Origin of the sequence: Candidatus Viadribacter manganicus (assembly GCF_001679665.1) — a bacterium.
Lineage (GTDB): Bacteria > Pseudomonadota > Alphaproteobacteria > Caulobacterales > Aquidulcibacteraceae > Vitreimonas > Vitreimonas manganica.
Genome location: NZ_CP013244.1, coordinates 1,180,847 through 1,196,495, shown reverse-complemented (window position 1 = coordinate 1,196,495; position 15,649 = coordinate 1,180,847). Strand labels below are relative to the sequence as shown.

Below are 15,649 nucleotides of genomic sequence, written 5' to 3'. Positions count from 1 at the left end.
CCCCGCCCATGGCAGGCCATTCAAAATTCGCGAACATCCAGCACCGCAAGGGCGGACAGGATAAGAAACGCGCCCAGATGTTCACCAAGATCGCCCGTGAGATTCAGGCGGCGGTGAAGCTCGGCGGCACCGATCCGAACGCCAATCCGCGCCTTTTCCGTGCCATGGCCTCGGGCCGCGCCGTGAACATGCCCAAGGACAATATCCAGCGCGCCATCGATAAGGGCGGCGGCGCCGGCGCCGAGAGCTTGGACGAGATCCGTTATGAGGGCTTTGGGCCCGGCGGCATCGGCGTCATCGTCGAGTGCCTTACCGACAATAAGAACCGCACGGCCGGTGAAGTCCGCGCCGCATTCGCGAAGAACGGCGGCAATCTGGGTGAATCCAATTCGGTATCGAATTCTTGGCGCAAGATTGGCGAAGTTCGCTACCCGATCGCGGCGGCCAGCGAAGACGCGATGCTGGAAGCTGCGATCGAGGCGGGCGCTGACGATTGCACGGTCGAGGGCGAACAACACGTCGTGACCTGCGAGATGAATGCGCTCGCGCCGGTGTCGCAAGGGCTGGTCAAGAAGTTCGGCGATCCCGCCAGCGCCAAGTTCGTCTGGCGCACGGACATTGCGATCCCGATCGAAGGTGACAACGCCGAGACGCTGCTGAAGCTCATCGATCTGCTCGATGATCTCGATGACGTGCAGGATGTCTACTCAAACGAGGACATCAGCGAAGAAGAGATGGCGCGCCTGGCGCAGTAGAGCGCGGCGCCTCAGCGCTCGGCGAAGAACACGCCGACTTGCGTGGCGAAGCTCCAAACCTGAGGTGCGGCAAAGCCAATGGCTGCCGCCCACAATACGGCTGTGCACGCCGTCATAATCCTCGACCACACCGTACGCTTGCCGATGACTTCGTACTGCGCGTCGATGATCTTCGCGCCGGGGCGAAGTGCGGCGCGGCTTTCTCGCAAGCGTGTCGTCTGCTGGCGGCTCATGGGCGCACTCAAAGCAAACAACGCGGCCATGATAAGGCAACGCCGCCGATGCTTTCACACCGGCGGCGCCATTTTGCGTTACTTATTGCTTAGCCGCGACGGCGGCGGTCCCAATCCGACAGCGATGCCTCGAGGCGTGCATCGAGGCGGTCGAAGCGGCGATCAAGATCGCGACGTTCCACGTAAGAGAGACCGTTGCGACGATAGCGCTGCTCGAGGCTTGCGATCTCGCTGAATTCGGCGCGGAGCCTCAAGGCTTCACGGCGATCCAACGCGCCGCTGCGAATGCCGCGATCGATGCGGTTGTCGAGTTGGCGCTGTCGTTGGTTGATCGGGCGCCAGTTGCGCGCTTGGCGATCATTCCGTTCAAACCGCACTTGTGCGCTCAAGCGATCGAAGCGTGCGTCGAGATCACGGCGCTCGGACAATGACAGACCATTGCTTGAGCGATAGCGGGCTTCAAGGCGTGCGAGATCGTTGAACTCACCGCGCAACCGCATCGCTTCGTTTCGCGTCAGATCGCCGGAGCGTACGCCCGCGTCGATGCGCGCGTCGATGTTGGCTTGGCGCTGATTGATGCTTTGCCAGGTTTGCGCGGAAGCGGGGGCAGCTGCCGCGAGCGCGCTCGCTGCGAGGGCCATTGCAAGAAACGTCTTCATATCAACCTTCCTCAGTCGTTTGAGCCTCTAACGGGCCTTTCGACTGTTCAAATCCGCCGCGTCAGCATCGTTCCGCAGGAACATGAGCCAAGCTGTCGCGACGTCCTGGTTCCCGGGCGGTTGCCAATTTGTGTCGAACCATTCATAGCGACACATCTCGACAAAGTTCCGAGCCTCAGTCCGCGACTATCGCGCTCAGCTCTGAACCTACGCTGATGGAGTGCTTCATGAGTGCTGGTGATCTCGTCGTTGTTTTCGGCGGCTCTGGCTTCATCGGTAAACAAGTTGTGCGCGCGCTCGCCAAGCGCGGTTACCGCGTGCGCATAGCAATGCGCCGTCCGCACCTCGGCGCTGAACTTCGCGTGATGGGTGATGTGGGCCAAGTGCAACTCGTGCAGGCGAATGTGCGGTTCCCCCAATCAATCGACGCGGCGCTCGAAGACGCTGACGCTGTCGTGAATCTCGTTGCCGTCATGTACGAGAGCGGCAAGCAGAATTTTGAAACGCTGCACGTCGAAGCCGCGCAAGCGATTGGTGAAGCCGCTGCGCGCCGCGGCATCAAACGCATCGTGCACATGTCGGCTCTGGGCGCCGCGCCGAAGGGCGCGCGCTACGCCCGCACGAAGTATCGCGGCGAGCGCGCGGTTCTTGAAGCTGCGTCCACCGCGACGATCCTGCGTCCCTCGATCGTGTTCGGTCCGGAAGACTCGTTCTTCAATCGCTTTGCTGAAATGGCGACGATGATGCCCGTCCTTCCGTCGATCGGCGGCGGCAAGTCGAAGTTCCAACCGATCTTTGTCGGCGATGTCGCTGACGCTGTCGTGGAGGCGGTGTCGCGTCCGGAAGCGCAGGGCCGCATCTATGAGCTTGGCGGGCCGAACATCTACACGTTCAAGCAGCTGTTGCAGTTCATCACCGCCGAGATCGATCGTCCGCGTACGTTGGCGCCGCTGCCATTCTTCTTGGCGCATCCGATGGGGCTTTTGCTGAATTGGATTTTCGCGCTCATCCCGTTCGCCAATCCGCCGCTAACCGGCGATCAGGTCACGCTGCTGAGGCGGGACAATGTCGTGGGCGCCGACCCAAATGCGCGCACGATCGCGGATCTTGGCGTGTCGCCGCTTGAGAGTGTTGAAGCGATTGTGCCGAGTTATCTCTGGCGCTTCCGCCCCTACGGCCAGTTCCAAACCAAGCAGAACCCCGCTTGAGCCCGCGCTTGTGGGCGATCGCGACCGTCGTCACGGGCGTTGCCACGCTCGGTATATCCATCGCGTTTGGCATGTTGCCGGCGGTGCAGGCGGCCGGTGCGTGTTTCCAACGCGGCGCGGTTATCCAATTTGAGTTCGCGCGCAACCTTAGCGATCTCATCGCGATATTCGGTGAGCCGCAAAGCGCCTGCCGTCCGCTCGTTGTGACGGCGATGGATGGCGCCAATCAGCTCGATGTTTGGCTCTTCATTCCCACCTACACGCTGTTCTGCATTTGCGCGGCGCTGTTTCTCGCGGGCGCAGATTGGCGGCGGCCATTGGTGATTGTCGCAATTGGCGCGGCGTTCATGGCTGCTGGCGCCGACTATCTTGAAACGATCACGCTGCTGACGCTGACCCAAACACTCGATGCACCCGCATCATTGCTGCAATATTCGCAGCTTGGGGCTTGGTCGAAGTTCGCGCTTTTGGCGGCGCACGCCGTCTTCTGCGCCGGCATTTGCTATGTCTCGGAGAAGAAGCGCTACACGCTTGGCGCGGTGCTGATGTTGCCGCCGTTTGGCTTGGCTGGCGCCGCGTATGATCACGTGACCTTATCGACGGTGATGAGCGCGGGTTTTGCCGTTGCGTGGGTCGCGCTGCTGGTGAGCGCGATTGTCAGCGTGGCGCGGGCGAAAGGTGCTCCGGCTTAAGGGCGAATTCTTCTTCGATGTGCGCCGCAACAATGGCGCGATGGCAGCCGCGCCAATCGTGCTCCAAGCACATGATGCAGGTGCGTCCGCGCTTTGCGAGGTCCGCAGTCTGGGCTAGCGCGAGCTGGCTTTCGGGCTCCACCAGCTTTGCCTCGAAGATACGCGACATGGTTTTGGCATCGCCTTTGCGCGCGGCTTCGCGTCCAGCCTTTGGCGTGCCGAGCGGCTTCATGTGAATGTAGGTAATGCCGGCTTTGTCGAGCGCCGCCGAGAGCGATTTCTTGGCAAATCCAGCGCGCCGTGAGTTTGCGACTTCGCGCACATCGACGAGTGTTTTCACCTTCGCCGCTTTGAGGGCGGCGACGAAATCAGCTTGGCCGACATTCTCGTATCCGATCGTGTAAAGCTTGGGCTTCGTCACAACCATCCCATGGTCACGATGCCGAGAAGAACAGCGCCTGCGACGATGCGATACCATCCAAAGGGCCCAAAGCCCACCTTGGTGACGAAGTTGAGGAACGGCTTCACCACGATCAGTGCGGAGATGAAGGCGAATACAAAGCCCACCGCGATTTCTGCGACGCGATCTGTGGTGATGTGATCTTTCACAGAGATGAAATCGAGGATGAACGCCGCGACCATCGTCGGCATGGCGAGAAAGAACGAAAATTCTGCTGCTGCGCGGCGATCCAAGCCGAGAGCGAGGCCGCCAAAAATCGTGGCGCCCGAACGCGAGACGCCCGGGATCAAGGCCAGTGTTTGAAACGCCCCTACGCCGATTGCGCGCCAGATCGGCGTCTCGGCCGCGTCTTTGACTTCAACCTTCGGGGGCCATTTCTCGATCGCCAACATGGCGAAGCCGCCGAGAATGAGCGCGATCGCGATGATATCGAGGCGCACGTAAAGTTCGTTGCGGACGAAATTGTTGGCGAGAAGCCCAATGCAGGCCGCGGGCAAAAATGCGAACAAGAGCATGAGCGCAAATCGGCGCGCTTCGGGTTTCGTTGGAAGGCCGATGATGACGTCGATGATCCGCTGACGATAAAGCCACATCACGGCCAGGATCGAGCCGAGCTGGATCATGACGGTAAAGACGCCGCCCGGATCTTCGTAGCCGATCGCCTTGCCGAAAATCAGCAGGTGGCCGGTCGAGGAGACCGGCAAAAACTCGGTCAGACCCTGCAGGACGCCAAGCACCGCTGCGCGCGCGAGATCGAGTAGGTCCAAGAGTGCTGCCCCCGTTTTGTGCGGGGTGGACCTTGGAGTGTGTCGCCCGCTCCTGGAAGGCGCAAAAGCGGGTGTTTAGCTGTGCCGAAAAGGCGCTTCTCTTGCACCTGCGAAGAATCCAGGCAAAAGGGAAGGATCAACCCATCGTTGCGCCGTTTGGAGGGCGTTCGTGGCCGAACGCATGCAGAAATTCGTGTCCATCGGGCAAAGTATGCCTGAAAAACGCGCGGCCGAGGCGCGCGCGGGCGATTTCCATGAGATCTACGCGGATTTCATTGCGCAAAAGGCCACCGAGCAGGCTTCGCGTTGCGCGCAATGTGGCGTGCCATTCTGTCAGACGCATTGTCCGCTGCAGAACAACATTCCTGATTGGCTGAAGCTCACGGCTGAGGGGCGGCTGCGCGAAGCTTATGAAATCTCCGCTGCAACCAACCCTATGCCGGAAGTCTGCGGCCGCATCTGTCCGCAAGACCGCTTGTGCGAAGGCGCGTGCGTGATCGAGCAGAGCGCGCACGGTGCAGTAACGATCGGCGCGGTCGAAAAGTATCTTACCGACACGGCATGGCGCGAAGGTTGGGTTGCGCCAATCAAGGCGCGCGCCGAGCGGAGCGAGAGCGTTGGCGTCATTGGCGCAGGGCCGGCCGGTCTTGCAGGCGCCGAGCGTCTGCGTCAGCGCGGCTACGAGGTGACTGTTTACGATCGTCATGATCGCATCGGTGGTTTGCTCGTCTACGGCATTCCGAATTTCAAGCTGGAGAAAGAGGTGGTCGAGCGTCGCGCTCGGCGCTTGATCGATGGGGGTGTGAAGTTTGAGTTGAACTGCAATGTCGGCGAGACGATCAGTTTTGCCGAGCTGCGCGCCAAACACGATGCGGTGCTGATCGCGACCGGCGTTTACAAGCCAAAGCCGCTTAACGCGCCGAATGACCGCAGCGTTGTGAAAGCGCTGGATTATCTCATCACCGCAAATCGCGTTGGTCTGGGCGATGAGGTGGCGGAATTTACGAGCGGTGCGTTGAACGCCAAGGATCGCCGGGTCGTGGTGATCGGCGGCGGCGATACGGCGATGGATTGCGTGCGTACCGCGCGGCGCCAGGGCGCCAAGAGCGTCACCTGCCTCTATCGGCGCGACAAACCCAATATGCCAGGATCGCAGCGCGAGGTTGGCCACGCTGAAGAAGAGGGCGTCGATTTCGATTGGCTCTCAGCGCCCAAATCGGTGCGCGCCGGCAAATCGCCGGCGGTGAAGGCGGTTCGTATGCAACTAGGCCCGCCGGATGAAAGCGGGCGTCAGACGCCGCAGGAGCAACCCGATAGCGCCTATGAGGTGCCGGGCGATCTCATCATCGCGGCGCTTGGTTTTGACGCTGAGGATCTAAGTGATTGGGGTGTCGATCTCATGCGCTGGGGCGCGGTGAAGGCCGATCCGCTCAGTTTTGCTACAAGCGAACCGGGCGTGTACGCCGCTGGTGATATCGTTCGCGGCGCGTCTCTCGTCGTCTGGGCGATCCGCGAGGGCCGTGACGCGGCTGACGCGATGCACGCCTACATCCAATCGCAAGCCAAGGTCGCGGCGCAATGAGCGGTGTCGAAGAAGTCGCGCGCTATGAGCGCGAGCGTGCAAAGCTCGAGCGCGACGGGCTCTATCGCGCCGATAGCGAACGTGATGCGTGCGGCGTTGGCCTTGTCGTGTCCATCGACGGCAAACAAAGGCGCGACGTCGTCACGCTGGCGATTGCGGCGCTGAAGGCGGTCTGGCATCGCGGCGCCGTCGATGCTGACGGCAAGACCGGCGATGGCGCGGGCATTCTCATCGAAGCGCCTCAGGATTTCTTGCGCGAGGCGGTGACGCGCACGGGTCACACGCCGAAGGACGGCCGGATTTTTGTTGGCCAAATTTTCCTGCCGCGTCTCGATCTCGGCGCGCAGGAACGCGCACGCGTGATTGTTGAGAGCGAAATTATCCGCGCCGGTTTTGTACTCTATGGTTGGCGCCAAGTGCCGGTGAATATCAGCCAGATTGGTGAAAAGGCGAACGCAACGCGCCCCGAGATCGAGCAGGTTTTGATGCACGATCCGCAGGGACGCCCAGCGGAAATCGTCGATCGCGACCTTTATATCTGCCGGCGCCGTATCGAGCGCCGCGCACTGGCTGACAACATCACAGAACTCTACGTTTGTTCGCTTTCAGCTAAGCGGCTTGTCTATAAGGGCATGTTCCTCGCGGCGCAGATCGACACGTTCTATCCCGATCTGCGCGACGATCGCTTCGTGTCGTCGGTCGCCATCTATCACCAGCGCTACTCGACCAATACCTTCCCGCAATGGCGCCTTGCGCAGCCGTTCCGCATGTTGGCCCATAACGGCGAGATCAACACGCTGAAGGGCAACGTCAATTGGATGAAGAGTCATGAAATCGCCATGGCCTCGGACGCGTTTGGCGATGCAGATTCATATGTGAAGCCAATCATACAGCCCGGTGGCTCTGATTCCGCCGCGCTCGATAACGTCTTTGAGGTTCTGGTGCGCGCAGGACGCGCCGCGCCAATGGCCAAATCGCTGCTTGTGCCGGAAGCGTGGGCCAAGTCGCGCACCATGAAGGCCGAGCACCGCGCGCTCTACGCCTATTGCAATGCCGTGATGGAGCCGTGGGACGGCCCCGCTGCGCTTGCAATGTTCGATGGACGTTGGGCCGTCGCTGGGCTCGACCGCAACGGCTTGCGTCCGCTGCGTTACGCGCGCACGGAAGATGGATTGCTGGCCGTTGGCTCGGAAGCGGGCATGTGTCCGCTCGATGATCGCAAGATCTTGGAGCGTGGCCGCATCGGCGCCGGGCAGATGATTGGCGTCGATACCCATGATGGAAGGCTCTATCGGCATGAGGAGCTTGTCGACGCGCTCGCGGCGCAGCATCCCTATCGCGACTGGCTCGATAACGTCGTCGATCTCGATAAGAAGCTAGAGGGTCAAGAGCCGCAGCTTTTTGCAGATCGCGCTGAGCTTCTGCAGCGGCAGACCGCTGCCGGCTTCACCATGGAAGATGTCGAGCTCTTGCTCCAACCGATGATGGAAGAGGGCAAGGAAGCGATCGGTTCGATGGGCGATGACGCGCCGCTCGCCGTGCTGTCCGAGCAGAACCGTTCGCTCTCGCATTATTTCCGTCAGAACTTCAGCCAAGTCACGAACCCGCCGATCGACCCGTTGCGGGAAGGCCGGGTGATGACGCTGACGACGCGTTTCAAAAATTTGGGCAACATCCTGGCGCAAGACGAAACCCAGTCTCGGGTCTATGTGCTTTCGAGCCCGATCCTCACCAACGGCATGTTCGCGCGCATGATGCGCGAAATGCGCGATGACGTGGCGCGGATCGATTGCACGTTCCCTGTGCCCGATCCGGGTGAAGATGCGGGCGCGGCGCTCCGCAAAGCGCTCACGCGCATTCGCGCCGAAGCCGAGCAGGCGGTCCAGTTCTATAAGCGCTCGCACGTCGTGCTGAGCGATGAAGCGCAAGGCCCAGATCGCATTGCTTGCCCGATGATCCTTGCGGTCAGCGCCGTGCACTCGCATCTCGTCGCCAAAGGACTGCGCACCTATTGTTCGTTGACGATCCGCGCCGCCGAGTGCGTCGATCCACACTACGCGGCGGTGCTCATCGGCTGCGGCGCAACGACTGTGAATCCGTATCTTGCACTCGACACGATCGCCGATCGCGCAGCGCGTGGCCTTGCAGGCAAGGCCACGCGCGAGCAGGCGGCTTCGAACTACCGCGCCGCGCTCGAAGCTGGCCTGCTGAAGATCATGTCGAAGATGGGAATCTCGGTGATCTCATCTTATCGCGGCGGTCTGAACTTCGAAGCGATCGGGCTTTCGCGCGCTCTGGTCGACGAGTTCTTCCCGGGTCTCACCAGCCGCATCTCCGGCATAGGACTTTCCGGCCTTGCTCTCGAAGCGGCGGATCAACACGCCCGCGCCTTTGATGAAACGCTGAGTGCGCTGCCAGTCGGCGGACAATATCGTTATCGTGCGCGCGGCGAGCGCCACGCGCTGGAAGCGAACTCGATCCACCAATTGCAACGCGCGTGCGATACCGGCGACTACAAAGCCTACCGCAAATATTCCGAATTCATCCGCGAACGCCGCTTGAAGCAACCGATTCAGTTGCGCGATTTGCTGGAAGTGCGGGAAGAGAAGATCAATCCGGCGCCACTCGGCGATGTTGAGAGCGTCAACGACATCCGCAAGCGCTTTTTGACCCCCGGCATGAGCATGGGCGCGCTATCGCCTGAAGCGCACGGCGCGCTCAATATCGCCATGAACCGCATCGGCGCGCGCAGCGTGAGCGGCGAAGGCGGTGAAGATCCTGAGCGTTATAAGCCGTTGCCGAACGGTGACGATGCAAACTCCGCTGTGAAGCAAATCGCGTCGGGACGCTTTGGTGTCACGGCTGAATATCTAAATCAGTGCCGTGAAATCGAGATCAAGGTCGCGCAGGGCGCAAAGCCCGGCGAGGGCGGCCAATTGCCTGGCTTCAAGGTCACAGAGCTTATCGCACGCCTGCGGCATGCAACGCCCGGTGTGATGCTGATCAGCCCGCCGCCGCACCATGATATCTACTCGATCGAAGATCTGGCGCAGCTCATCTATGATTTGAAGCAGATCAATCCGATCGCGCGTGTGTGCGTGAAATTGGTCGCACAGTCCGGCATCGGGGCGGTGGCGGCGGGCGTCGCGAAAGCCGGCGCCGACACCATCCTTATTTCAGGGCACGTCGGCGGCACCGGCGCCAGCCCGCAAACGTCCATCAAGTACGCCGGCATTCCCTGGGAAATGGGGCTCGCTGAAGCCCATCAAACCTTGATGCTCAACAATCTGCGCCACCGCGTGCGGCTGCGCACTGATGGCGGCCTGCGCACCGGGCGCGATATCATCGTCGCCGCCATTCTTGGCGCCGAAGAGTTCGGCATCGGCACGGCTTCGCTTGTCGCTATGGGCTGTCTCATGGTGCGCCAGTGCCATTCCAATACGTGCCCCGTTGGCGTCTGCACGCAGGATGAGGAGCTTCGCAAACGCTTCACCGGCACGCCGGATAAAGTCGTCAATCTGATGAGCTTCATCGCGGAAGAAGTGCGCGAGATCCTTGCGCTCATCGGCTTTCGCCGCCTTGAGGACATTATCGGCCGCACCGATCTCATCGAGCAGATCAGTCGTGGCTCCGAGCATCTGGACGATCTTGATCTCAACCCGCTGCTCGTGCGGGTCGATAGTCCGTACCCGAGCTATTGCACCCAGCTTGGCCGCAATGAGCCGCCGCAAGCACTCGATCACGAATTCCTCGATCAAGCGCCGGGCTTTTTCGAGCGCGGTGAGAAGAAGCAACTTGTTTTCAATGTGCGCAACACCCAACGCGCCATTGGCGCGCGCGCGTCGGCGCATGTGGTGCGCCGCGTCGGGCAGGATGCTTTGCCGGAGGGCCAGCTCACCTTGAAGCTGCATGGTTCGTGCGGGCAAAGCCTAGGTGCTTGGTTGGTTCAAGGCATTGCACTCGATGTCACAGGCGACGCCAACGATTATGTCGGCAAGGGCCTCAGCGGCGGCGCGATCGCGTTGCGGCCGCCGCAGGGCGAAGAGCCTGGCGCTATTATCGGCAACACCTGTCTTTATGGCGCGACGAGCGGCAAACTCTTCGCCGCCGGCCTCGCGGGCGAACGCTTTGGCGTGCGCAATTCCGGCGCGACGGCGGTTGTTGAGGGCGCGGGCGCCAATGCATGCGAGTATATGACCGGCGGTACGGTCGCGATCCTCGGCGCGGTGGGCGACAATTTCGGCGCCGGCATGTCGGGGGGCATGGCCTTCGTCTATGACGAGGACGGCCGTTTCGCCGAGCGCGCCAATCCCGATTCTATCGTCTGGCGGCGCATCGCGTCAGCACATTGGGAAAAGCTGCTGAAAGCGCTGATCGCTGAACACGCCAAACGCACGGGCTCTGCGCGCGCTGCCGAATTCCTGGCGAACTGGGACGCTGCACGCAGCAAGTTCTGGCAAATCTGCCCGATCGAGATGGTCCCGCGATTGAAGCACGCGCTGTCTGATACCTCGGCGCCGTCCTCAGCGGCGGCCGCCTAGCGCAAGCATCTTGCGCTCCTGCGTTCGGTTTCACACTTGCGAACACCGCTGAGCTGCCGTCATCTGTGATGAAGGGGGTGAGATCATGCGGCGATTTATATCTGTGGTGGCTGCTGGGTTGGTGCTTGCGGTTCAGCCGGCCCATGCTGACGACCCCTCCAATCGTTCGCAGCCGCGCCCGCCCGCGGCCCAAGCGCCTGCACCAGGTGAACCGAGCATCGCTGAAGTGCGCCAGATGCTGGGTGAGATGGGCGCGTGGAGCCTTGAGTATAGTGGCATCCTCGGTGAGGCAGGCCGCTTAATGGATCAAGTCGAGGGATACACTGCGATCCTCGATGCTGTGGGCGCGGGCTCCATTCGTAAGCGCCAGGCAATCGAGCAAATGGAATCCTGGCGCCGGACCTCGATCGCGCGTGCGCAGGCGGTGCGTGAGCGGGCCGTTGCTCTGCGTCCGCCGCCGTCGCTCGCCGCAATGGGGCCGGATGGCGTGGATTTGGAAGCGGCGCTCGTCTTGGCGAGAAACGATCTGCCGTTGGTCCTCGACGAGATTATCACCTCGCTTGACGCGTTCGCTGCCTATGGGTTGGACGCCATCAACAATCGCGAGCGCGCCGTTGGGGCGCGCCTGCGCGCGATCTACACCTCGCATCTCCAACTGATCTCGATCGATAGCAGACGCATTCGCGCAGCTTCGCGCGCCGTCGCGACCGATCATCCCAATCGCTTCGTGATGGAAGCGACGATCGAATATTATCGAGGCTTGGCTGCCTTCGGCGAATACGGCATTCGCGCGCTCGAAGCGCCGGAGACCGATACGATGATCGTGGCGCAGACCCTACGTGACGCCGCAGTGCAAATGAGAACGAAGCTCGCTCGAACGGAGACGGAGGCGCAGCGTACGCTGCGCGAGCAACGCGATATGCGTTATCCGCCGGGTGCGGAAACCCTCCAACGCACCATCATTGAGATGACTGAGACGTATCCCGAGACCGTGCGTCTTTATCGGGAGCTTGCCGATACGCTGGATACGGCGGCGGCGGCGATCGAGGCCGGTGGCGTTGTATCCGAGGCTTGGAGCGCCCAGGAGGACATCGCGATCCCATTGCTTGAGCGGATTGCGCTGGTCGAAGAGCAGCGCGCCCAGATCGGGGCGGAACTGCGCCGCTAACTTACCGAGTGGCGAGCCGGGGAGACGCGCGCTAACGCACCGGCTATGGCTGCTGGGTGACGACCAGCGACAATCCCCGCTCTATTCGCGGCAAGATCCAGAGCCAGGCCCAATCGCTTGGCTTTGACGCGATTGGCGTCGCTTCGGTGCGTGAGCCCTGGCCGGCGGGTGCGCGACTGCATGAGTTTCTCGCCGATGGCCGTCACGGCGACATGGATTGGCTGGGTCAGCGGCGCGAAGGGGTAAATCCGCGTGAGCACCCGCAGGCGCTTTGGGCTGACGCCAGATGCGCGATACTTGTCGGCCAGAGTTATGCCAGCGCCGATGATGCGATCGCTCTCTTGCAGCTCAAGCAAAAAGGTCTCGTCTCTGCTTATGCGGCGCGGCGCGATTACCATGACGTCGTCAAAGGCAAGCTGAAGCAGCTCGCGCAATGGCTCGCGCGCGACACCGGCGCTGACGTCAAAGTCTTCGTCGATACCGCGCCGCTGATGGAAAAGCCGCTCGCGCAGCGCGCAGGGCTCGGATGGCAAGGCAAGCACACCAACCTTGTGTCGCGCGAGCATGGCTCATGGCTCTTCCTCGGTGCGATTTTGAGCGCGGCCGATATCGAAGCAGATGCACCCGAAGAAGATCACTGCGGCTCGTGCCGCGCGTGCCTCGATGTCTGCCCGACCAACGCATTTCCGGCGCCGTATCAACTCGATGCGCGCCGTTGCTTAGCGTATTTGACGATCGAGCACAAAGGCCAGATCCCGCTTGAATTTCGTCAAGCCGTCGCCAATCGCATCTTCGGCTGTGACGACTGCCTCGCTGTATGTCCCTGGAATAAGTTCGCGCAGACCTCGCGCGAAGCGCGGTTGGAGATGCGCGATGATCTGCGCATTGCGCCGCTGAGTGAGCTCGCAGCGCTCGATGATGCGGCGTTTCGTACCCGTTTTGCCGGTACGCCCGTTAAGCGAACTGGCCGTGATCGCTTCGTGCGTAATGTCGTTTGCGCCATCGGTAATAGTGACGATGTATCCTTAGCGCCGGTCGCGGAGCGCCTAATCGGCGATTCATCCCCACTTGTGCGTGGTATGGCGGTATGGGCGGCGCGGCGATTGCTTGACGCCGAGGCATTCGAGCGCCTCAAATCGGTCCAGGCGCCGCGCGAAGGCGATCGCAGCGTGGCTAAGGAATGGGACGCATGAACCCGGACGAGGAAGAGCCGAAGAACCAAGGCGAAGCCACGCCCGAAGACGCGCGCGCTGAAGAAGCGTCCGCGCCCGAAGTGCTGCCTAAAGAAGCTGAACCGGAAATCGAGCACCTTTTGGCGAGCGCTGAGCCGGAGCGAGCCGCTGAGGAGCCGTTGGCGGAGGCCGAACCGGCGCCGCTCCAGGCTTACGAACCGCCCACGTCCGAACCGGTCGAACCGGCTCAGCCCCTCGAAGCATACGAGCCGCGCCATGAGACGGTTTATGCCGAGCCGGAGCCGCCTGCGCCTGTGTACGAAGAGGCGCCGGCGCCAATCGTCGTAGAACCGCCGCCGCGCATTCACGAAGCTGCCGCTGAGATATTGCACGAAGAGCCGTTGGCAGAGCTTGACCGCACCTATGACGCGCCGTCGCAATCGGTGTTCGATCAGGAAGAGTATCCGTTCGGCGAAGCTGAAATTCCGATGCCGGAGCCGGCGCCTCGCGCCAGCGATCGCCAGCGCCGTCGCGACGCCAAACGCAATCTTGATCTCGATTTGGGCCGCATAAAGCGCCGCAAGCGCTATGGCCTGTTTATCACCAGCATCAGCGTGCTTTTCATCGCCTTCGTGCTTGCACCGGTGACATGGGCGCTGGCGTATTTGTTCTTCGATCCGCCATCGACCGTGCTGATGATGCAGCGCGCAGCGGAAGGCCAGACCATTCGCCATTATCCAGTGCCGCTGAACCGCATGTCGCCGCACATCGTGCGTGCTGTCATTGCCGCGGAGGACGCAAATTTCTGCACGCATGACGGCTTCGACATCGAAGCCATCCAAGATGCGCTTGAATCCAATCGCCGGGGCCGTGCATTGCGCGGCGGCTCGACCATCAGCCAGCAAACGGCGAAGAACCTCTTTCTCTGGCCCGATCGCGGCTGGGTTCGAAAAGGCTTTGAGACCTACTTTACAGCGTTGATCGAGTTCATGTGGCCCAAGCGGCGCGTGATGGAAGCGTATCTGAACAACATTGAATGGGGCGACGGCAATTTCGGTATCGAGGCTGCGGCGCGCGCGCGTTTTGGCGTTTCGGCTGCCGATCTCACGCCGTTGCAAGCTGCCCGTCTCGCCGCCGTCCTTCCAAGCCCCAACCGCTGGCGCGCCGATAATCCTGGCCCCTATGTCCGCGGCCGCGCCTCAACCATCGTCGCGCGCGCGCGCGAAGTCCGGACGTCCGGCGCTGGCGCCTGCGTGCTGCAACTGGATCGCCCGGACGCCGGTCGATAATTCGCGTCATGCGCGCATGGGGGCTGTAAGCGGCGCCCGACTGGGCTAGGCTTGTTCTGCTGTTGCAATTAGCGGGGGTCGCCATGTCGTTGGCGCTCATGATTACTATCGCTGCACTCGTAAGCGTCGTCTTGCTTGTGCTGATCTTTTACATCGTGCGGCGCTATTACGAGGCCCGCTACGATCGCACCTACATCACTCAAGATGATCGCGGCTTTCGTCGCGCGCTTGAAGGCAAGGTGGTGCTTTGGGATTTTGACGAGCAGATCGTGAAGGGGCCGACGGCGCCGCACATTGAATTCGTCGCGCTCAATCCGACGACGGGCGGACGCCGCACCGTGAAGCTGATGGATCCGCGCACCGGCGCGATCAATCTTCGCCCGCACTATTGCGCCCCGTTGCCGTTCGAAGCCGTCACCGCGGACTCGCACAAAGTCATCGTCGATGCGCGTGTGCAGTTCAGCTTGAACCGCGCGCTGCTGAAGCACGTCTATGAGATTCAAGAATTCTCGCTGGCGTTGGAAAGCCGCATCCAAAGCGCGTTCCGCGCAGAAATCGGCAAACGCAACGACGAAGAATTGCGCGCGTCACTGAATGACGTCGAGCGCGGCGCCATCGAGCGTTTGCGCCGCGACGAAACCGAGGGCGATGAAGCCGGTGAAGCCGGCATGGCGCTCGGCGTTCGCTTCCACACTGCGAACTTCATCTATTCGCAGCCCGATGAGTTTGCGGCTAGCGCGCTGCCGGCGGCTATTGGGGCAGTCACGCTTGCGTCGACCGCAACGCCCGAGCAGCACGCCGCTGCACGCGCGCTTGCTCGCGCCGCCGGCGTGCTCTCGCTCCGGCCCCAGCAGATCGATCAACTGGCCGACGTGTTCAAGAACCGTGATCCCGCCGCGCTCGCTGCGTTGCTCGCGGTCATGGACATGCAAACCCGTCAGAACATCGCCGAGGCGCTCGCCGCGTCTGGCCAATTGATGGTCTTGACCCCGCAAGAACTCGGCCTCATTGGCGCGACCGCCCAGCGTGATGCGCTGGCGCGGCGTGTGGCGCCGACGCCCGGTCCGGTCCCAAATGGCGGCGCACACCCGCCAGAACAGCGCATCTAGGGCGGCTGCGGCGC

At 61.9% G+C, this 15,649-nt stretch carries 13 protein-coding genes; 9 read left to right on the top strand and 4 right to left on the bottom strand.

Features of this window, described 5'->3' with window-relative positions:
- Positions 1 to 8: 8 nt before the first annotated feature.
- Entirely contained in the window at positions 9 to 755 is a 747-nt protein-coding gene (locus tag ATE48_RS06300; protein ID WP_066769048.1) for a YebC/PmpR family DNA-binding transcriptional regulator, read from the top strand.
- An 11-nt stretch (positions 756 to 766) separates the two neighbouring features.
- On the opposite strand, the gene ATE48_RS06295 is transcribed toward ATE48_RS06300, so the two are convergent.
- Positions 767 to 988: a hypothetical protein gene (locus tag ATE48_RS06295; RefSeq protein ID WP_156767629.1), complete on the bottom strand. Its 222-nt coding sequence runs from the start codon at positions 986 to 988 to the stop codon at positions 767 to 769.
- 89 nt (positions 989 to 1,077) lie between these two features.
- Positions 1,078 to 1,647 carry a hypothetical protein gene (locus ATE48_RS19975; protein ID WP_066769042.1) on the bottom strand — a complete coding sequence of 190 codons (570 nt, stop codon included), beginning with the start codon at positions 1,645 to 1,647 and terminating at the stop codon, positions 1,078 to 1,080.
- Positions 1,648 to 1,874: 227 nt separating this feature from the next.
- Here ATE48_RS19975 and ATE48_RS06285 point away from each other — a divergent pair, with 227 nt between their 5' ends.
- The gene (locus ATE48_RS06285; RefSeq protein WP_066774657.1) at positions 1,875 to 2,855 is read left to right on the top strand and encodes a complex I NDUFA9 subunit family protein; all 981 of its coding nucleotides are present in this window, start codon (positions 1,875 to 1,877) and stop codon (positions 2,853 to 2,855) included.
- Positions 2,852 to 3,547, top strand: a complete 696-nt coding sequence (locus ATE48_RS06280) for a hypothetical protein (RefSeq protein WP_156767628.1) — start codon at positions 2,852 to 2,854, stop codon at positions 3,545 to 3,547. Before ATE48_RS06285 ends, ATE48_RS06280 begins: the two co-directional genes overlap by 4 nt.
- Here the strand turns inward: ATE48_RS06280 and ATE48_RS06275 are convergent.
- The gene (locus ATE48_RS06275) at positions 3,513 to 3,968 is read right to left on the bottom strand and encodes a DUF488 domain-containing protein (RefSeq protein ID WP_228126814.1); all 456 of its coding nucleotides are present in this window, start codon (positions 3,966 to 3,968) and stop codon (positions 3,513 to 3,515) included. The genes ATE48_RS06280 and ATE48_RS06275 overlap by 35 nt on opposite strands.
- Positions 3,965 to 4,774, bottom strand: coding sequence for an undecaprenyl-diphosphate phosphatase (locus ATE48_RS06270; RefSeq protein WP_066769032.1), 810 nt, complete (start codon positions 4,772 to 4,774; stop codon positions 3,965 to 3,967). Before ATE48_RS06270 ends, ATE48_RS06275 begins: the two co-directional genes overlap by 4 nt.
- 169 nt (positions 4,775 to 4,943) lie before the next feature.
- Between ATE48_RS06270 and ATE48_RS06265 the strand changes: the two genes are divergently transcribed.
- The 6 genes from ATE48_RS06265 (at position 4,944) to ATE48_RS06240 (ending at position 15,635) form a co-directional block, all read left to right on the top strand.
- Positions 4,944 to 6,356, top strand: a complete 1,413-nt coding sequence (locus tag ATE48_RS06265) for an NAD(P)-dependent oxidoreductase (protein ID WP_066769030.1) — start codon at positions 4,944 to 4,946, stop codon at positions 6,354 to 6,356.
- Positions 6,353 to 10,897 carry a glutamate synthase large subunit gene (gltB, locus tag ATE48_RS06260; RefSeq protein ID WP_066769029.1) on the top strand — a complete coding sequence of 1,515 codons (4,545 nt, stop codon included), beginning with the start codon at positions 6,353 to 6,355 and terminating at the stop codon, positions 10,895 to 10,897. Before ATE48_RS06265 ends, gltB begins: the two co-directional genes overlap by 4 nt.
- Before the next feature lie 85 nt (positions 10,898 to 10,982).
- Positions 10,983 to 12,065: a hypothetical protein gene (locus tag ATE48_RS06255; protein WP_156767627.1), complete on the top strand. Its 1,083-nt coding sequence runs from the start codon at positions 10,983 to 10,985 to the stop codon at positions 12,063 to 12,065.
- Between the two features lie 56 nt (positions 12,066 to 12,121).
- Entirely contained in the window at positions 12,122 to 13,258 is a 1,137-nt protein-coding gene (queG, locus tag ATE48_RS06250) for a tRNA epoxyqueuosine(34) reductase QueG (protein WP_066769019.1), read from the top strand.
- Positions 13,259 to 13,797: 539 nt separating this feature from the next.
- The gene (gene mtgA / locus ATE48_RS20405; RefSeq protein WP_066774655.1) at positions 13,798 to 14,526 is read left to right on the top strand and encodes a monofunctional biosynthetic peptidoglycan transglycosylase; all 729 of its coding nucleotides are present in this window, start codon (positions 13,798 to 13,800) and stop codon (positions 14,524 to 14,526) included.
- 83 nt (positions 14,527 to 14,609) lie between these two features.
- On the top strand, positions 14,610 to 15,635 hold the full coding sequence (locus ATE48_RS06240; protein WP_066769016.1) for an SPFH domain-containing protein: 1,026 nt from the start codon (positions 14,610 to 14,612) through the stop codon (positions 15,633 to 15,635).
- Positions 15,636 to 15,649: the final 14 nt, after the last annotated feature.